Origin of the sequence: Treponema primitia ZAS-1 (assembly GCF_000297095.1) — a bacterium.
GTDB classification, from domain to species: domain Bacteria; phylum Spirochaetota; class Spirochaetia; order Treponematales; family Breznakiellaceae; genus Termitinema; species Termitinema primitia_A.
On sequence record NZ_AEEA01000050.1, the window covers coordinates 81,415 to 99,546 of the forward strand.

The window sequence follows — 18,132 nt, forward strand, 5'->3', positions numbered from 1 at the left end:
CTATGTAAAAGGAGAATTCATGAAAAAAACAGGAATAGGTCCCACAATGGCGGTAACCCTTGCATTTGTCCTTGCTATTCTTTTAGCCGGCTGTGCTTCTACGCCTTCGAGTAAAGCGGCTACGCCCCTTGATCAGCTTAGCCCCTACGATTATTACGATCCCCTCACCGATGCAAGGTGCACCTTTATATTTAAGGGAGAAACCTGGTCCCAGGAAGTAGATGGGGTCCCCGTCTACTCGGGTGTTTTTAGCTATGGGGAAACGGAATCTGTTTTAGAGATCACCCGGATGTACGAGGCGGAAACACGGAAATGGGTAGGTACAAAGGCAAAACCGCCCATAACCCTGGTCTATGAGCCCAATCCACTTACCATAACGATAAAACGCTAAAAGTCCCCGCCCTTAAGCGGGGTAGTTCAGGTTTTCCTTCCCCGCTTTTTTCAGCAGCGCCCCGTACCGAGCAGCTTCCCACTTGGCCATATTCAAATTCTGTTCAGAGTAGTTGCCGCATTCCCCTGGGGCGGCCCCGGGGATGTCCCCCTCAAAGGCTTGGATCCAGTCCATTAGTTCTATGATCAGGGGCAAAACTTCGGTGGAACTCCGTTTTCCTTCCAGAATCACATAGAATCCCGTACGGCATCCCATGGGCCCAAAATAAACGGTCTTGTTCGCCCAGTCCTTATGGGAGCGTAGGAAGGTCGCCCCCAGGTGTTCAATGGTATGCAGGGCCGGCATATCGATCACCGGTTCCTTATTGGGCTGTTTAAAACGCATATCGAAGGTGGTAAGTATGGTATCTCCGAACTTATCCTGCCGGGATACATAAAGCCCCGGTAGAAGGCGAATATGGTCAATCTGAAAACTGGCAATTTTTTCCATTATGATATCTCCTATGGGAATAATAATCTACGATATTTTGTTTTAATTCCAGTCCCGTACGATACGCCGCACAATCTCTCCGGAGTGTTTTGACGCAATGGGCAGGAATTCGTCGTGGGTAACCGGCGATTCCGCGCCGGCGATATCCGAAATAGCCCGGATGATCAGGCCGGGGACCGAAAAGAGGTGGCAGGCCTGGGCTATGGCGGCCCCCTCCATCTCCACCGCCCGTATGGCGGGGAAGGTTTTACGGACCTCACCAATCCGATCCGCTTCATGCATAAACACATCCCCGGAACCGATAAGGCCCCGCACGTGGTTAAATTCCGGCGGCAGTATCCCCTCCTGTTTCAGGCTGTCCACCGCCGCTTCCCCCCGGCGTATCAGGTCCTCGGGAACCGTAAATATCGGGGGCATACCCGGAAGCTGGCCCGGGGCATAGTTAAAAGCGGTAACGTCCACATCGTGCTGGACCAGCCCATTGGAGATCACCGCATCCCCAAAGCTGAGCGAGGGGTCGATGCCCCCGGCGGACCCGGTATTGATCACCAGCTCCGGCTTATAGTGGTCTATAAGGAGTGCGCAGCCCACCGCCGCATTAACCTTGCCGATGCCGCAGCGCAGAAGCACCACCGGTTTTTTTTCCAGAACGCCGGAGTAAAATTCATAGCCCCCGATAATTTCGGTATGGATATCCACCAGGGCGGAGCGGAGCAAGGTTACCTCGTCCTCCATGGCGCCAATAATACCAATCATGGTTACCTCGCTTTCATACAACGAATAAAAAATTAAGTGATGGAGAAATGATCCGCCAAGGACTTCCGCCATTCCGCCCGGTTTTCCTTATCTTCCCATTCAACTATTTTTTTGATTGTAAACCCCCGGGTATCGTTGGGGTTGGTAAAGTGAACCACGCCGAAACGACCGCCGCCGATGTAGGTAACCGCGTCTCCCTGTTCCAGCTTTTCGTTTTCCGCCAGCCGGGCAATCACACAGTCAAAGTGAATCGCCTCTCCACTGGTCTTATCGGTTAGGGCTGCAGAAAGATCCTTGATAGGCTTTCCGCAATAGGGGCAGTCGGGAACCGGAATCGGTTCGGTGGGCACAGCCGGTGGGACCCACTTGGGCCGGTCAACCATGATGCCCCGGGTTTTATCGAAACGGAGATTATCACCCCCCTTCTTCTTCCCGTCTTTGCTCCAGTTTTCTTTCTCTTTGTCTTTATCCTTACCTCGCCGAAAACCCCGGCGGTTATTTCCTCCCCTTCCGCTGCCGCTCATGAAACATCCCCCCATGCGGAATACCCAGGAGCTCATTACTCAGGATCTGCGCCATGCGCTGAATCGCTTCGTAAAGATAGTCCTCACTATTTACCTTAGCCCTTAAAAGCTCTAACCGTGAGACTCCTGCCTGATTTTCCGGCTGAATTGCCAGCGGAATTTTCCGCTGTACCCTTATCATACACGCTCCATAAACGCTGATGCAAGATGGACAATATTCGTAGGGCTTATAAAAACCACATCAAATCTGATACCCATTCCATTATATTTTCGATGTTCCAGAAGGAAATACTTAGCTGTTTCTATGATTCGGCGCTGCTTTTTTTCATCAATCCCTAAGCGAAGGTCTTCAAACCCATAATGGGTCCAGGTTTTTACCTCTACAAATACGATTGTCTCGTTTTCCTGGGCGATAATATCGATTTCCCCGGTTCGGGAACGAAAATTCCGGGCAATTATCTGCATCCCCTTCTTTTCCAGGGCTTCCGCCGCCCTGTTTTCCCCCTCCCGGCCCTTAGAACTTTTAGATGGCATCCTTTGTCAATTCCTTGGGGTTGATTGCCCTGACGATAAAAAGGTTTTTTTCGTTTAATAAATCGATAAGCTCCCCCTGGGGCTGCTTATAAACCGTTCCCGTTATGTCCACCAGTATGGCGATCTTCGGCCGAAGGGGAGCATCTTTCCGGACTTCCACAACCCGGGCCATGGAGCCGTTATTCAGAAGGATGATGGACCCTATGGGGTATATCCCCATGATCTTGATAAAGGCATTAAGCTCATCCGGTCCAAAACGCCGGGAATTGTCCGCCAGGATGTTTTTCATGGCCTGGTAACCAAGTATGGAATTGCGGTAGGGTTTTTGGCTGACCATGGCTTCAAAGGCGTCCGCCACAGAGACTATACGGGCGCCGAAGTGTATTTCCTCACCCGCCAGCCCTTGGGGATAGCCCGATCCGTCCCAGTTTTCATGGTGCTGCAATACCAGGGCCCCCATTTCTTCGGGGTAGGCCAGTTCTTCATGGACGATTTTATAGGAGTAGAGGGTATGGCTTTGTATGTGATAGAGTTCTTCCTTTGACAGGCCACCTGTCTTATTGATCAGATCCGGGGGAAGCCTGAGCATCCCCACATCGTGGAGCAGCGCTCCGGTGATGGTCTGTATAATCCGGTGATTGGGAAGTTTCATTTCTATGCCAATGTGGGCGCAGAGTATTGCCGTATTGATGGAGCTCTTGGCAAATTCATTGCCCCGTACCTCGCCGCCCAGGATATAGTTGATAAAACCATCCCGCTCTTCCCGGACTGTTTTGAGTATCCGCTGGGTAATGCCGTCTATAAAACGAATATCCGTAGGAACCTTTCTGGAAATGTAAGAGAACACCCGGGCCAACCAGGTGATAAGTCCGGTATAACTACGGTAGGATCCGCTGGGTTCCTTTACGTCCGCCAGGGATAGGATTTTTTTTGGGTCATCCCGTACGGCAGCCCATTCCGCATTGCTCATTGCCGAAATTTCCTGTTTAAGCGGCGGGGTGGGGCGCTCCGCCAAGTCTTCCCCCAGGGGTACCCCGTCGGTTTCCACTATCTCGATGCCCCAGTCTTGAAGCCGGTCGATATCCTTTTGCCGCACCGCCATTCCCGCGGGTACAAACATACTGTTTTTTTCGATATAAATGGGGTGAGAGAATACCAACCCTTCCCGTAAATCATGTACCGGGATTTGTTTCATCTCTTTTCCTTCGCGATCACAAATGCCAATATCTTCGCCACCGTATCCCAGCACCATTCGGGTATATAGTCCCCGGTTTTTCCGGCGTTAAGCAGTGCCTCCAGGCCGGGGTCTTCCACCACGGTAATCCCCGCCTCCCGGGCTATGGCGATGATCTGCTCAGCCTCCCTGCCCTGTCCCGAGGCTATGATCCTTGGGGCAGGCATATCCGGGGAGTAGGCAAGGGCGGAGGCTTTTTTCACCGGCTTTATACCTCTTCAATCAGGGTAATTTTCTTCGCAACAGTTCCCAGTAATTCCTGTAATTTCCCCTCTAAGGCTGCAGGATGTTCCGGGGGAGGGTAGACACTAACAAGAGCCCGGGCAAAAACCGGAACCCCGCTGCCAATAGCCGCGGGAAGTACCGCATCCTCCAGGGTAAAGGCCCAGCGATCTTGGATACCATCGTGTCCGGCCGCCACATTCAGGGCAATACATTCTACTTTCCAGGGAACAGTATTGCTATCGGCTAATAATATTCTCAACGACACCTTAAAATCAACACCCTCGGCGTTGAACGAAAAGGGCAGGACAATCCAGCGCCGCCCGTCTTTCCCGGGAAGTTTATTCAGGATACCCAGAAGGGGCGCCTCCCCTTCGATCCTCTCCACCATAGCCCGTAACTGCTCAGGGTTCAAACCGTCCTGGTTTTTGTGCTTTGCCCCGCTGTGGAACCCGGTTTCGCTGCGGTCCTGCCCATCCCGGCCAGTCCCGCTGCCCTGGCTTGCGCCGTCTTCCGGTCCCGCGCCGCCATCATGCTCATCGCCGGCAATAGCAACGGAATACTTCGCCAGGGCTTCTGCGCTAAGAACGATGCCTTTAGCCGCAGTGGCGGCGGCAGCCTGAGCGCCGGACCGGACTTGGGCAGGCTTTAGGGACAGTACTTCCTGACGGAGTTGTTGGATAAGCTTAGGGTCCAGAGGTAAGGAAAAAAACTTTATAAAAGAAAGCAGGGATGATGTAAGTTTGTCCTGGGGAAGCCCTAAGGAAAGGGTGAGCTCCTTAAAATCCGGCGCAGCAATCCTAACCATATCCGAAGGGTCCCCTTCGGCGGAGACACCGGAACGAGGCGCTTCGACATTTCCGGTATCAACGAAACGCCCTACAGGATGTTCCGCCATTTGCAACGAAGTTCCCCGCGCAACAAATTCCGGCCCACCGAGCTTCATAGCAGGGAATTCTCCTTGACCATCCCGTCAAAACGGGAGAGATCTAGCTCTGGGCGCTTTCAGTTGCCGTGGTTTTCTCGGGTACAGCTTCATCGGTCTTGGCGTGTTTTTTGACGATAAGTTCCCGAATCTTGGCGGCCTTACCGATCTTGTCCCGGATATAGTAGAGCTTGGCCCGGCGTACCCGGCCGGCGCGGGTCAATTCCACCCGGGTAACCCGGGGCGAATGAATGGGGAATACCCGTTCAACCCCGACGCCGTAGGAATTTTTCCGCACCGTAAAGGTCTGTCCCACCCGGGAATTTTTCATGGCAATCACCAGGCCTTCGTATACCTGGATACGTTCGGTCTTTCCTTCAACGATCTTGAAATGAACCTTAACGGTATCACCGACCTTGAAATTGTCCAATTCATCCTTCATCTGGGAGGCTTCTATGGCCCGTATCTCGTTCATCCTTCTCCCCCTAGTTCCTGTATAAGTTTACGGGTCTCTCCATCGAAGAGGTCAATCTCTTCCCCCCGGCGGATTAAATCCGGCCGCAGGGCAAGGGTTTTTTCGACCCGTTTTCTCAGGCGCCAACGCCGTATATTTTCATGGTGCCCCGAAAGCAAAAGCTCCGGAACCCGAAGCATACCATAAACTTCCGGCCGTGTATACTGGGGATACTCCAAGAGACCCCCGGAAAAGCTCTCTTCTTCCAGTGACTCCGCCGTTATTACCCTATCCACCAGCCGGTATGTAGCGTCTATCAGCGCCAGGGCTGCCACTTCCCCGGAGGAAAGCACGTAATCCCCAACGGAAATTTCATCATCCACATAGGTGTCGATGATACGCTGATCTATCCCCTCGTACCGGCCGCAGAGGAGGATCAACGCTTCCTCCCGGGCTAGTTCTACGGCCAAATCCTGGGTAAAAGGCCGACCGCCGGGGCTTAAATATATAACGCGGCCTGAACTTCGTCCGGCGCTGCCTGCTGCCGCTGATTCTGCCAAACGTTGCCTGGCGCCTACGGATTCCAGGGCGCGGCCCAGGGGTTCCGGCAGCATCAACATTCCCGCGCCGCCTCCATAGGGGGCATCGTCGCAGGTTTTATGCTTATCCAGGGCAAAATCCCGGATATTCACCGGCCGGTATTCCACAATGCCCCGGCTTACCGCCTTGGCCATGATGGAACTGGCAAAATAAGCGTCGATAATTTCCGGAAAGAGGGACAGCACCGTATACTTCATTCTAAAATCCACTGTTCCAGCAGAACCGCCCGGCGTTTTACCGTATCTACTTCACCAAAAAATTCTTTTCTAAAGGGGACCAGCCGAAGTTCCCCGCCGTTAAGTTTCAGCTCTATCAGCTGACCCCCGCCGCCTTCAAGTACGTCCCGAATTTCCCCAAGCACCGTACCCTGGGGATCCGTAACCGGTATACCCCGCAGATCCTCAACGTAGTATTCATCCTCACCCAGGGGCGCCGCGTGGTCCCTATCGGTAAGGATTTCCGCTCCGGAAAGGGTCCTGGCAGCTTCCGGCGTATCAATTCCCCGGAATTTCATTGCCAAGGAGGCGCCGATGATCTGGGTTTCTTCTATATGAAATAGGGTTTCGTGGTTTTCCCGGCGGAGAACAACCGTTTCAAGTTGTTCCAGATGTTCCAACTCTCCCGAGAGGGGCTTTGTTTTTACAAAACCCTTAATGCCGAAGGGGGCGCCCACCAGGGCTACCACAAATTGTTCGATCATTTCCGGTTTGGACGCTGGTGTCAGTCCAGGATTTCCAAAACCGCATGTTTCCCGTCTTTAGCGGTGGCGGCCTGGAGAACGGTTCTTATTGCCTTAGCGATACGGCCGTGTTTACCGATAACCTTACCGATATCCCCCGCCGCTACTCTCAGTTCCAGGATGGTAGACTTTTCGCCCTCCACCACCGTTACCTCAACCGAAGCGGGATCATCAACAAGGGATTTTACAATGTACTCAACCAGATCCTTTTCCATAGACACTCCTGGGACCTAAGTCCCTTGGGACTAAAAGTCCCCTAAAACAAAAATTATAAGGAGATGTTCTTCTTGTTCAGGATCCTGCGAACCGTATCGGTTGCGGTAGCTCCGTTTTGAAGCCAAACCTTAACCCTATCCGCATCGAATACAATCTGCTTATCTTCCGCTTCAATGGGGTGATAATATCCCAATTCTTCGATTGTTATGCCGTCCCGAGGCGCCCGTTTATCGATAACCACAATGCGGTAATAGGGGCGTTTCTTAGTTCCGAATTTCTTGAGCCGTATTCTGGCGCTCATGAAGATCCTCCTATGTTGCCCTCTATCCGAGAGCATGAAATGCTATTATACGAAGTAGATCATTTTTAGTCAATTATACAGGACCAAATTAACGCCCTTGACGCTCTCCATTTTCTGGACTATCCATATATTAACTCATGATGCAGATGTTGTTTTCCTTACAATTTCAGTCTCAACTTCGCCGTACCAGACCAAGTCTGATCACTTCCCTGGAAAACGCCATTATTCGGGCGGCGGAGACATCCGGGGCCAAGGTCCGAGCGGAACACCGCTGTATCACCGCTTCTTTTGATGAGAATACCATAGGGTTCGGTTTGGATATACGTCTGGTTCTGGAAGCTGTTCTCCAGGCCCTCAAAAGGACCGATTCAGAACTTTATGGACATGCCTGTATCTTTGGCCAGGATATTGCCGAGGATGGCTCGGCTATGCTCCGTCAACTGTCCCGTATTTCCGGTGGTACCGGGATCTGGTGTTCCGAACCTTTGCGGCGCTTGCTGGACCCCTATGTGGTTTTTGACGAGCCCCCCGGTAACGATGCCGTGGAGACGCTGCTTTCCACTTATTGGCAGATACGGGAGCTAAAAACCCTTATTCGGCTCGGGGCCTTAAGTTCCCCCTACGGCGAACAGATCCAATCCGTCCTAAGCCAGGGCAATGGCCGGAGGGTGGTACTGATGGGCCCCGGCTATATTGGCAAGCGGGAAGCCCTTTCCCGGTATGCCGGGACCATCCTGGGCGATTACCCCCCCCTGGTTATCCGTTTCGGTTCCGGTGGAACCGGTTTGAGCTGTATCACCGATGCCTTAAGCCCTCCTATCCGGAACCTTATCCCCCCGGAAAAGCTGGAAACCCTGGATGCCATGGGGGCTTTTATTTTTAAGGAACGTCTTGAAGATGAATTTACCCCCTTTGCGATCCGGAAAACCGGTCATTTTTTGCGAATACTCCTGGAAAATTATATCGGCCTTGCCTTAAACCGGGGAATTAGTCCGGTGATCCTCCTGGAGGACATCCATCTGGCGAATCCGGCGGCAGCACAGGTCTTTATCGATTATTATGGTTTAAATAATCCTGAGAATACCGATGTGCACATTTACGGAACCTGCTTGAGCGCGCCGGCATCGGGGGATCCTGATGCGGAGTCTAAACCAGTATTGGGGAGTTGGGCAGCAGTTTTCCCCCGGATATTGCGGGTATCCCCGGAATTTTTGGCGTCCCCGGCAGATTCTTCACAGATCCCCCAGGATTTGTGGGAGATAGCCTATGCGGCAGCCCTTTTCCGACAATATTTTCCGCCCTTCCTGTTTCTCCGGCTTTTTGAGGAGGAGGGGAAAAATCCTGCTATGATTTCCCGGGCGCTGGATATGCTTGTTTCCCTGGGGCTCCTTGAAATTACCGAGGATCCTCTACCGGGAGAAAGGAGGCTGGGGGACGGCAAGGATCGGATACAAAAGATGGTACAGAACCGTCTCCTCGCCTTGGTTAAAGCCGGGAAATTGCGCCCCGGGTTTAAGTTACTCCAAGCTCTGACGGATCTAGGGCTTCCAGCCTCCGAGGAACTGGCCCTGGAAGCGCTGCGGAGGGATTTGATAAACGGAACCTGTGGGGCGCTGCGGAGGTCTATTGAGGAATCCCGTTTTGAGGAACTTGTTGGGTCCTCCCACATACCGGCGTTACTGTATATTTTTCGGACCCTGGAAAGCTTACTCTGGGGAAATGATGGGGATATAAGCGCCGCTTTTGGGGAGCCGCCGCCGGAGGAAGAAGTTCCATCCTATAAGGTGCGACTCCTTTCCTATGTGAGCTCCTATAAGTTGGGGATCCACGATACGGACAAGGCCGTAGAACTGATAAAGGAAGCCATGCACATAAGCCAGGGCCTGCCCGGCAACAGAGGGCTCGCCCAGGCATACCGTTTATTTTCCTTGGTGAACCTGTCCAAGGGGCGGCTCTCCGACTCCATTGAGTATTTTTCCTTTGCCATGGAACAGGCGGAAAAATCCGAAGATTTTGAGGAATACGCCCTATCCGCCTATTATGCCGCCGCTACGCAATTTCTTTTTGGTAATATCGCCAAGGCGGAACGGCTGGCCCTCAAGGCGGAGGAGACCGCCCTCAGTGCGGGGCTCTCCGCCTGGGCGGACCGGGCACGGTTTCTCCGGGGAAAACTCCTCTTTGAATCCGGCCGGTACAAGGAGTCCCTGGATATGTTCGCTGAGCTGCGGCACAATCCCTTTAGCGCCCTCCCGGAAGCGGCGGTGGATATCCTGGAAGCTTGGGCCTACCGGTCTGCAGTTTTTCTTGGAAGTGATGAAATCCCCGCACCGCTTGTAACGAAGTTTCCAAATACTGACGCCCGTTTTTTTGAAATTGAAGCTTCCTATTTAGCAGGGGACTACCAAAGAACCGTAGAACTTTCGGACAGGCTCCTGGGTGAACTGCCGGATCAGGAATTCCTCTTTATTGAGCAGCCCGACTGGCGGAGCGGTTTTTTCCAGGGAGAATTGCTGCTCTTTTCGCTAAAGGAATTCCGGTCCTCCATGATTTCCGCCTACCGCGCTCTGGCCCTCTGCCGTCTGGGCAAGGCCGGTCGTGAGGATGCCCGCCGCAGCATAGAGTTGATTATCCAGGATGAACGGCTTTCCGATATGGATCCCAACAGCGCTTTTTACTTTTTCGCCTACTATTGTATCCTTGGTGAATCCGGGGCCCTTGAGGTAGACATGGACACCGCCGTCAGCATGGCCTACAAGCGCCTTCAGCGCAGGGCCAGCCGCATTGACGATGCGGATATAAACAGGTCTTTCCTTTCCCGTCATTACTGGAACGGAGCGCTTAGCCGGGCTGCGAAGGAACATAAGCTGATATAGGGTTAGTCCTGTTTAAAAAACTTCATCGTATAATCAAGCTGTTTAATGCCCAGTTCTTGCTCCGCCTGGGCCAGGCAGGAGGCAAATGAAAATACCAGGGTCATCATATCCCGGCCGCTCCCGGCGTTGAACCGGTGCTCCGCATCCTGCTTCCGGATACCGCTCAACCAGACTTTAAAGTCGGGAAACTGTACGATTCCATACACAATGTCATTCACCAGATCCTTACGGTACAGGAGTACTACCTCCTCACTCTTTTCGTAGGAAACCGCAGGAACCGAGGACCATTGGTAGCCGTCCTGGGTGATTCTGCGGAGGAGATCGCTGAGGACAAAAATAAGGTCGCTGTATTTGATATGACTTAGATAATGGTACTCTTCGATTTTTTCCGCCGTCCGTATTTCCACATAATCCGCTTCGTTCCTATCATCGTAATAGACGGTCATCTCAGGGTTAATGTCCATGAGGAGATCCTCATCTTCGAAATCTTCATCCGTCGGATCCACCGGACTTGCAGATTCCAGTATAGTGTCCAGCAGGGTATTGGTGTCCGGAGGATCCGACGGGTCCGGAGGATTCGTCGAATCCGGAGGATTCGCTGCCAAAGCGAAGGGGGCCAGGAAAAACCATATGAGGATACCGAACGCCGGTTTAGTCTTAGTCATCGTCTACTCCATTATAGCACACTGAACCTAAGCCCGGCACCAAATCGCCAGCCCTCAATAGACGGCAGGGACTCGCCGGTCCAGAGACGGTAGATCGGGAACCAGACCCGGAGGTCTAAACCCATGCGTAACTTTTCTGTTACGGTAAAGTCCATGCCTGTGCCGATAACCGGCATGAACCAGCGGCCCTGGCCCCAGAAATAGGCGGCAATGTCACTGGTCTGCTTGGAGGCATCCTTTTCATCCTCGCCTTCAAGTCCATCCGCGATAAGGCAGATACGCAGATCCGCTGCGGGGCCGCCGTAGACACGGAGACGCAGGGTATCGGTAAGGGGGAAGGTCTTTAAAGCCTGGACACCCAGGATGGAACCGATCACAAAGGCGGAACGGTTCTCCGGATTGGCCGGGATGGTCCGATCCAGCTTGTAACTGTAGGCGTAATAGGTACCGTAAAAATCCAGGGACAGCTCTATTTGAAGGGATTTAACCAGAGGCAGAAGCCAGGCCGCCGAGATGCCGGCGGAAGGCAGGATAGGTCCGGAATCCGAGTCCAGGCCGTTATCTTCGGGAAAGATAAGAACAGAGCCCCGAAAGGCTAGGGTAAATTTTTCCGCGGGGAGCTTCGCTGGAAGTTCCGGAGTGGTCTCTGCCCCCAGGGGAAGGGCGGTAAGAACAGAAACAAAAAACACCGCCAAAAAAACTATTCGGGGGACGGATCTCATAGCTTTAGTATAACACATTCGTCCCGGCCAAAACAAACCCTGCGGCGCCTACATTCCAGCCATCCTGTTCTTCCCAGGTTCCCAGTACCGCCCGGGAGGGAGCCTCATCGGGGAAGGTCAGGGTGATCAACGCGGCGCCGGTATAGACAAAGTCCTGGGGCAGCGGGGGGAGGGCGAATTCCCGGATCCTAACCGTATCCCCCGTTGTTACTCCGATAAAGCCTTGCCCGGCGGGATTGATAAGCAGGGCGATAGCTTCGGTAGAATCGCTGTTGCCGCTATGGTAGTAACCGGGGTATATCAGGACATTCTCCTGGATATTTTTCATCGCCGCAGGTGTTGCGTAATAACGGAGGCTGGGGAATTCCGGGGAAACCACCCCTGCAATGCCAGGGAAAGCTCCGTTTCCCAGGGATGCCTCCAGAACCTGTTGCAGCGGGGCCGGAGCCTGTTCCGGCGTGCGCGGTTGGAAGGCGTTCTGTAAGGCTCCGGGAGAGGACGGTTCCCCGGCAAGGGAAAGGTTGGCGGTACGGAAATATCCAAGCCCCTGGATGGTTCCCCCCTTTTTTATCGCCCGGTAATACCACTGTTCATCCGGTCCTTCCTGCAGCTCCTCCAGATCCCAGCCGTCCTCCGGGGGAAGATCCGCAAAAGCGGGGATATCCAGTTCCCTTATTCCGGCGCCGGGTTTTAAGCCCCAGACCCGGGGCGAAGGCGGGGGGAGTTTGTTATCAATAAAATAATCGTTCCGGTATATCATGGCTGCGGGTATATCGTCAAAGAAGAAAAGGGACTCTACGGAATAACTCTTCCAATAAACACTGTTATCAATGCGGTACAGGGCTATCCCTGCATCCTCCGTCCCTGTCCAGGGTATAAAAGCCAGGAAGCCCTCCTGGTTTATTCCCAGGATGATCCGGTCATCCTGGGCCAGAATACCTGCGACACGCAGGGATAGGGGCCAGGGAATAAAGGGGCTTGGGAACGCTTCCTCCGGGGAGGGGATCAACGCCGGTCCATTTTCGCCCAATTCAAACCAGAGGGGATTCTCTCCGCTCTGTAAAAGCGCCAGGGCATATTGGCCATATTCGGCAGCGGGCGTTTCAGGCAGCGCCGGTTCCGCCAATGCAGGAACCTCTATAGGCGCTTTTGAGCAGGCGAGGAGGGAGAGTAAAAACAATAGGGGCAATACAGATGTCATACTACAATAACGGTATAAAACATAGAGAATTTAACCACAAACCGCAGGGATTACTCTACCACCCTGCCGTACCGCGGCACAGGCAGTAAGAAGAATTCCACCACGAAGGACATGAAGGGACACAAAGGTGAATAGGAAAAGATCATAGGACTCCCAGTTTAGCCTCTTAGAACCATTGCATGGCTTCACCGGCGGTTCCACATCCACACCCCCCTGCTTACCCGGAGTATGCCCTCGACGGAAACGTAGGTATCCGAGCGGGGGGTGACCATAAACCGGAATCCCACCCCCGGTTCCGGAAACATGGGTTTGGCGAAAGGGGACGGTCCGGCGAAGGGGCCCTCCGCTCCATGGTCCCCGGTTTTAGCCAGAGCATTCCTGGGTACCAGAAGTTCTTCCCCTTTCTGGGCCGTGATACGCCGCCGGTCGAAGCCGGATTGGACCGTACGGATCGCTATATCATGCCAGTCCGCCCGCCAGGGATCGTCCCGGATCGCCTCGGGTACCGCATCGCTGCCCATGAGGGTACGGAACCGGGGCCAGTCGAAGTATTCCGGCCGCCGCTTGTTGAGCGTCGTAGTATCGATGGTTCCGGTTGCGGTGTTTCTGGCTTCGGTCAGTTCCCGGTAGAACCAGGCTTCCACGCCGCCTTGCCAGCTGAGTTGCAGCTTGCTGCCCGAAGTGTCGAAGGGGAGTATCCCCCCGGCGGGGCGCATTTCCCCCGGGAGTATGCCCCGGCCGGGCCAGTAGGGGAAGGCCAGAACCGGGGTAGCCCATTCTGAGGCTGCGGCGATGGCGGTTTTACCCCCTCCTGCAGTTTCCAGAGATTGGGGGATGCCCTGGGGGTTTAACCAGACCAGGCGCCAGTGGGGGCTTCCCAGCATTTCCTGCCACGGGACTGGTAGGGAGGGCAAATTTACGATGTATTCCGGAGGAATAACCGGATCTGCGCTACATGCAGCGAAGTTCCCCGCGCAGGCCCCCAGGACCAGGGTTAGGGCGAAAAATAGAAATCCATTATTTCCTTTCATACATAGCTTATGTATCGCTTCAGAATTTTGCATTACCGAACTTGTTTATTGCTTAAATTTTTTATTTAATGCATACTATTTACAGGATGGCTGATACTAGTGATTATCTAAAGACACTTACCGAGGTTTTGGCTGCCCGGGCAGACTGGCTTGAAAAATCGGAACTGCCCAAATTGAAAGAAGAATTCCGTACTTTTCATACCGCCTTTGTGGCGCTTTATAAGCTGTTTCTTAAAAAAGGCCTGATCATTGAGGATCCCTATAAAAATGAGGTAAAGATTGGGGAACTTGAGGTGCCGGAAACCGCCCCCTTCGCCGAGAGTGACTATAAGGACGAGTACAGTCTTCGGCTGTCTTCCTACGATAATCAGCTTGACTTTCTGGTTAATTTCTATCAATTCAGCGTTGATTTTCTTACGGTGGAGAAAATAAAGCGTATCCTGGGTTTGGTACGGTTTGTTGACTGGACCCGGCTTAGTAACAACAGTGAAGTGCCTAATAATAAGGCCATGATGGAGATCTTAAATGCGGCAAAGGCCGGAGCGGATCCCCTGTCCGCCAGTATCATCAATGAATCCCTGTCCAACCTGTCTAGAACTACCGGAAGTATCCTCTCCTACCTCAAATTGGTATCCGATTACAACCGGGAAGCCTATAAACTCGAACTACGAACCACCGTGCTTAGTACTCTGACGGAGTCGGAAGCTTCGGTAATACCCACCATACGGAAAAAATTCGCCACCGCTATGCCGGGCAAGCCCTTTTATCCGGATTTAGTGGCGGAGCTTGTTAAGGAAGATTCCAATGCGGGTAAGCCCCTGCGGGATGAGGTCATTAAACAGATGACGGTGCCGGATACCAAGCCGAAAACCGTTTCCCCCCAGATTCTTTTTAAGGGTATCCTGATCGAGGGGCTCAACGCCATCGGATCGGTTGGTTCGTCCCTGACTGAAGTAGGGGTAAAGATGGATGAAAACGCCGCCCTTCTGGAAAACCGGAAAAATGGCTTCTGGGACAAACTCAAACGGGTTATCCAGCAGATGTTGAATAAGGAACCGGACCCGACCATCTTCGATGTAGAGTATATGGATCCCGTTAAAGGGGGCCCGGTCAAGGAAAAGGTAGACTTTGCCCAGTTTAGGGGTGAAATGGATCGTAAGACCCGTACCCTCACCGCCCTGGCATCCCGGAGCGGCGGCGCCTTTGAGAAGATGCAGTCCATGAACGAGACCCAGCTCATGGGGATGCTGGAAAAAAACATCCGGGAAGTACAGACCATCCATAAAGTTTTAGGCGCCCTGGACGATTTTTTTAAGATCGAGGCGGGCCGGGAAGACCGGGATAAGGTGAAGGGGATAAAACCGGAACTGGCCACCATGAAAAATGCCATTGTTAAGGCAAACCAGCGGCGCCACGAGTACAGCGCCCAGAAGGAAGAGGAAGAGCAAATGAGGAAGCTGGGTATCTCCTCCGGTGTATAAGGAGTATAGAACATGAAAAAATCAGGAAAGCTATATCGGGTGTTTTTAATCGGCCTTGGCCTGTTTCTTTTGGCTTCGGTGTGCATCGGCGCCGCGCCCATACGGGATGATTCGGGACGAAAAAGCCTGCCGGATCTAACAGAGCAGACTCCCCCTGCCGTCGAGCCGTCGGAGGCTGAACCGAGTGCAGACGCCCCCGAAACCGAGCGGGAACTGCCGGATTTTGCTGAATCCCGGCCTCAGATTGTGAACCGGGAAGAGCTGACCATGGCGGTTTCCAAGGGTGAAGTGGAACTGGATTTCCGGAAATCCTATCTAGCCAGCGAAGCCCAGCTTTATACCGCCCTGTATGAAGGGCTTTTTTCCTATCACCCCTTTACCATGGAACCGGTTCCGGCCGCCGCCAGCGCCTGGACAGTTTCGGAGGATAAGAAGGAATGGACCTTTACTATCCGGGAAAATGCCCGGTATTGGAACGGAGATCCGGTCCGGGCGGAAGATTTCCGCGCCGCATGGCTTTCCCTGCTGGATCCGGAAAAACAGTCCCCCTATTCTTCCCTTTTCGATATCATCGAAGGGGCTCTGGATTATCGTTTAGGTAACAATACCGATCCGGACAAGGTTGGTATCCATGCACCGGAGCTGAGAAAACTGGTGGTACGACTGAATAACCCGGCGTCCTTTTTTCCCAGTATGCTCTGCCATCATTCCTTCAGCCCCATCCATCCCTCTATGCTGAAAATTGACGACTGGTCCCGGGGCGTCCCGATATCCAACGGCCCCTTCTATATGGTGGAGCAGACCGATGACATCATCGTGCTTACCCGGAATGAACTCTATTGGGATGTGGCCCGTACGGCCCTAAGGAAGATCTCCCTCAAATTTGTTGAAGACGGGGATGAAGCCACGGCGCTCTGGAATTCCGGAGAGGTCCGGTGGATAGCCGGGGAGTTTAATCCCGAAACCCTCACCGACCGCAGTGGTATCGTGGTGACCCCCATGTTTGCCACGCACTATTACTACATCCGTTCCACCGCCAAGCCCTGGACCGATTACCGGGTTCGTCAGGCCCTCTCCAAAGCCTTACCCTGGGCTCAGATCCGCTTAGGCCATTCTCTGCCCGCCAAAACCCTTATCTATCCCATCCAGGGCTATCCCGAAGTTGAAGGTCTGGATACCACGGACATTGATGAAGCCAAACGCCTTTTAAGCGAGGCCGGCTACCCCGATGGCATGGGTCTGCCGGAACTGGTGATTCGCCTGACCCCTTCCCCCGAGGCTGCCCGGATTGGCGGCCTTATGGCTACCACCTGGAAGGAAGAACTGGGTGTACAGGTTAAGGTGGAGGTGATCCCCTACCGGCAGTACTTTACGGCCCTTAAACAGAATGATTATCAGGTAGCCTTTTCAACCTGGATTGGCGATTTCCCTGACCCCTACACCTTCCTGCAGATGTGGCGCCGGGATTCCAACCTGAACGACGCCCGTTACAACGATGCGGATTACGAAGAGCTGATGGACAGATCCATGACGGAGGAGGGCAAGACCCGTATGGAGACCCTTGCAGCCGCAGAAAAACTGCTCCTGGACCGCGGCGCGGTGCTTCCCATATCCTACAGTCCTGCGGTGAATATTGTTGATACCGATGAGTTGGAGGGGTGGTTCCCCAATGCTTTGGATATACATCCGTTTAAGTATTTTTCTTTCAAGGCGTTTCGGCCGTTGCCGGGAGTAGTGCTGCTGACGAAATAGGGTTTGTTAAAAAGAGTACACAGGTCATTCGGAAAAACGCCGGTGGGGGCGGGGGCGGTGAATCCCCAGCGCGGGATGCTTGTAGAGTCTGCTTCCGCAGCCCCGCTGCGCGGGTCTACTCTAGCAGGGAATTCCAAATATCCCGCGCTGTGGCTCCCCCACCCCCGCCCCCACCGGCGCCTGTTCGCACAACTTGTGTTTGAGCGTATTTCCCGGAAGCCGAAGGCCCGGAACACATATAGGCCTTATGCGCTTTTAATTTTTGCTACGTTAGCCGCCCGCATGGACGCGGGCGGTTTTTGTTTTATATTTTTATGTATGTTTTATTCCAATATTTTTTTTAATTCATTTGTTTTTATTATTTTTGCAAATGTTCCTTGCAATCCAGCCATATATACATTATGAACAGTTTCTGCCGGGATATTTTTATTATCCCATATTAAATCTTTTGTTGTACATGCGTCACTTAAAACTATCGTTTCATAAGAATAATCTTTTGCAGCACGAACAGTTGTATCTATACACATATGAGTCATCATTCCACATATTATTAATTTCTTAATACCAGTTTTTGAAATACATTCATGCAAATCAGTTTCAAAAAAACTATTTGGTTTATGTTTAACTAATACTGTTTCACCCTCATTGGGTTTAACAGTTTTATTTATTTCATTTCCAACCGTATTTGGTAAAAAGAATGTTGCTCCTGTCTGTAAACTAATATGCTGAATATGAAATACGGGAAGTTTTTTTTGTCGAAAAATTTCAAGTGCCATACTTGCATTTTTTGCGGCTTCTTCCGTTTTATATAATGTATTACTCCCACCTGGGAAATAGTCATTTTGAATATCAACTAAAATCAATGCAAAGCTCATATAATTTCTCCTATGTTTTATATATCAAAAATGTAGGCCCAGTGTCTCACTGACAAAGGCGGGAGGAGGGAGGGGCATCCCTGGCCGAACACATTGCGGACCTACGGAAGCGAATTCTACAAGCGTGTGAGCGCCGGGGATGCCACT

General features: G+C 52.6%; 22 protein-coding genes. 4 read left to right on the forward strand and 18 right to left on the reverse strand.

Annotated features, from left to right (window positions below; translation table 11 throughout):
• Positions 1–19: 19 nt before the first annotated feature.
• Positions 20–391 (forward strand): hypothetical protein, encoded by a 372-nt coding sequence (locus TPRIMZ1_RS0108555; RefSeq protein ID WP_010257817.1) that lies wholly within the window; start codon positions 20–22, stop codon positions 389–391.
• Between the two features lie 12 nt (positions 392–403).
• On the opposite strand, the gene TPRIMZ1_RS0108560 is transcribed toward TPRIMZ1_RS0108555, so the two are convergent.
• Genes TPRIMZ1_RS0108560 through rpsP form a run of 13 tightly spaced genes read right to left on the reverse strand, consistent with a single transcriptional unit; the run spans position 404 to position 7,385 of the window.
• Positions 404–880 (reverse strand): S-ribosylhomocysteine lyase, encoded by a 477-nt coding sequence (locus TPRIMZ1_RS0108560; RefSeq protein ID WP_010257819.1) that lies wholly within the window; start codon positions 878–880, stop codon positions 404–406.
• Between the two features lie 42 nt (positions 881–922).
• Entirely contained in the window at positions 923–1,708 is a 786-nt protein-coding gene (gene mtnN / locus TPRIMZ1_RS0108565; protein ID WP_010257821.1) for a 5'-methylthioadenosine/S-adenosylhomocysteine nucleosidase, read from the reverse strand.
• Positions 1,669–2,160, reverse strand: coding sequence for a hypothetical protein (locus TPRIMZ1_RS0108570; RefSeq protein ID WP_010257823.1), 492 nt, complete (start codon positions 2,158–2,160; stop codon positions 1,669–1,671). Before TPRIMZ1_RS0108570 ends, mtnN begins: the two co-directional genes overlap by 40 nt.
• Positions 2,132–2,341, reverse strand: a complete 210-nt coding sequence (locus tag TPRIMZ1_RS0108575) for a hypothetical protein (protein ID WP_010257825.1) — start codon at positions 2,339–2,341, stop codon at positions 2,132–2,134. Before TPRIMZ1_RS0108575 ends, TPRIMZ1_RS0108570 begins: the two co-directional genes overlap by 29 nt.
• Positions 2,338–2,694, reverse strand: a complete 357-nt coding sequence (locus tag TPRIMZ1_RS0108580; RefSeq protein WP_010257828.1) for a YraN family protein — start codon at positions 2,692–2,694, stop codon at positions 2,338–2,340. Before TPRIMZ1_RS0108580 ends, TPRIMZ1_RS0108575 begins: the two co-directional genes overlap by 4 nt.
• Positions 2,684–3,889: an HD-GYP domain-containing protein gene (locus TPRIMZ1_RS0108585; protein WP_010257830.1), complete on the reverse strand. Its 1,206-nt coding sequence runs from the start codon at positions 3,887–3,889 to the stop codon at positions 2,684–2,686. Before TPRIMZ1_RS0108585 ends, TPRIMZ1_RS0108580 begins: the two co-directional genes overlap by 11 nt.
• Entirely contained in the window at positions 3,886–4,131 is a 246-nt protein-coding gene (locus TPRIMZ1_RS0108590) for an EscU/YscU/HrcU family type III secretion system export apparatus switch protein (protein ID WP_010257831.1), read from the reverse strand. The genes TPRIMZ1_RS0108585 and TPRIMZ1_RS0108590 overlap by 4 nt, the downstream gene beginning before the upstream one ends.
• A gap of 5 nt (positions 4,132–4,136) precedes the next feature.
• The gene (locus TPRIMZ1_RS0108595; RefSeq protein WP_010257833.1) at positions 4,137–5,096 is read right to left on the reverse strand and encodes a hypothetical protein; all 960 of its coding nucleotides are present in this window, start codon (positions 5,094–5,096) and stop codon (positions 4,137–4,139) included.
• Positions 5,097–5,139: 43 nt separating this feature from the next.
• Positions 5,140–5,550, reverse strand: a complete 411-nt coding sequence (rplS, locus tag TPRIMZ1_RS0108600) for a 50S ribosomal protein L19 (protein ID WP_010257836.1) — start codon at positions 5,548–5,550, stop codon at positions 5,140–5,142.
• Positions 5,547–6,326, reverse strand: coding sequence for a tRNA (guanosine(37)-N1)-methyltransferase TrmD (gene trmD / locus TPRIMZ1_RS0108605; protein WP_010257839.1), 780 nt, complete (start codon positions 6,324–6,326; stop codon positions 5,547–5,549). Before trmD ends, rplS begins: the two co-directional genes overlap by 4 nt.
• The gene (rimM, locus tag TPRIMZ1_RS0108610; protein WP_010257843.1) at positions 6,323–6,829 is read right to left on the reverse strand and encodes a ribosome maturation factor RimM; all 507 of its coding nucleotides are present in this window, start codon (positions 6,827–6,829) and stop codon (positions 6,323–6,325) included. The genes trmD and rimM overlap by 4 nt, the downstream gene beginning before the upstream one ends.
• A 20-nt stretch (positions 6,830–6,849) precedes the next feature.
• A complete protein-coding gene (locus TPRIMZ1_RS0108615) occupies positions 6,850–7,083 on the reverse strand; it encodes a KH domain-containing protein (protein WP_010257846.1) in 234 nt (77 codons plus the stop codon).
• 53 nt (positions 7,084–7,136) lie between these two features.
• Positions 7,137–7,385 (reverse strand): 30S ribosomal protein S16, encoded by a 249-nt coding sequence (gene rpsP / locus TPRIMZ1_RS0108620; RefSeq protein WP_010257848.1) that lies wholly within the window; start codon positions 7,383–7,385, stop codon positions 7,137–7,139.
• Positions 7,386–7,531: 146 nt separating this feature from the next.
• Here rpsP and TPRIMZ1_RS0108625 point away from each other — a divergent pair, with 146 nt between their 5' ends.
• The gene (locus TPRIMZ1_RS0108625; RefSeq protein ID WP_010257850.1) at positions 7,532–10,258 is read left to right on the forward strand and encodes a hypothetical protein; all 2,727 of its coding nucleotides are present in this window, start codon (positions 7,532–7,534) and stop codon (positions 10,256–10,258) included.
• A 2-nt stretch (positions 10,259–10,260) separates the two neighbouring features.
• Here the strand turns inward: TPRIMZ1_RS0108625 and TPRIMZ1_RS0108630 are convergent, their stop codons facing one another.
• From TPRIMZ1_RS0108630 to TPRIMZ1_RS0108645, 4 genes are all read right to left on the reverse strand, one after another.
• The gene (locus TPRIMZ1_RS0108630; protein WP_010257852.1) at positions 10,261–10,923 is read right to left on the reverse strand and encodes a hypothetical protein; all 663 of its coding nucleotides are present in this window, start codon (positions 10,921–10,923) and stop codon (positions 10,261–10,263) included.
• An 11-nt stretch (positions 10,924–10,934) separates the two neighbouring features.
• Positions 10,935–11,612, reverse strand: a complete 678-nt coding sequence (locus TPRIMZ1_RS0108635) for a hypothetical protein (RefSeq protein ID WP_420082994.1) — start codon at positions 11,610–11,612, stop codon at positions 10,935–10,937.
• Positions 11,613–11,649: 37 nt separating this feature from the next.
• Positions 11,650–12,846 carry a hypothetical protein gene (locus TPRIMZ1_RS0108640; protein WP_081503644.1) on the reverse strand — a complete coding sequence of 399 codons (1,197 nt, stop codon included), beginning with the start codon at positions 12,844–12,846 and terminating at the stop codon, positions 11,650–11,652.
• Between the two features lie 185 nt (positions 12,847–13,031).
• Positions 13,032–13,877, reverse strand: a complete 846-nt coding sequence (locus TPRIMZ1_RS0108645) for a hypothetical protein (protein ID WP_010257857.1) — start codon at positions 13,875–13,877, stop codon at positions 13,032–13,034.
• 86 nt (positions 13,878–13,963) lie between these two features.
• On the opposite strand from TPRIMZ1_RS0108645, the gene TPRIMZ1_RS0108650 reads away from it, so the two are divergent.
• Entirely contained in the window at positions 13,964–15,358 is a 1,395-nt protein-coding gene (locus TPRIMZ1_RS0108650; RefSeq protein WP_051004299.1) for a hypothetical protein, read from the forward strand.
• A 12-nt stretch (positions 15,359–15,370) separates the two neighbouring features.
• A complete protein-coding gene (locus TPRIMZ1_RS0108655) occupies positions 15,371–17,110 on the forward strand; it encodes a peptide ABC transporter substrate-binding protein (RefSeq protein WP_010257863.1) in 1,740 nt (579 codons plus the stop codon).
• A gap of 323 nt (positions 17,111–17,433) precedes the next feature.
• On the opposite strand, the gene TPRIMZ1_RS20035 is transcribed toward TPRIMZ1_RS0108655, so the two are convergent.
• Positions 17,434–17,985, reverse strand: coding sequence for a cysteine hydrolase family protein (locus tag TPRIMZ1_RS20035; RefSeq protein ID WP_010257866.1), 552 nt, complete (start codon positions 17,983–17,985; stop codon positions 17,434–17,436).
• Positions 17,986–18,132: the final 147 nt, after the last annotated feature.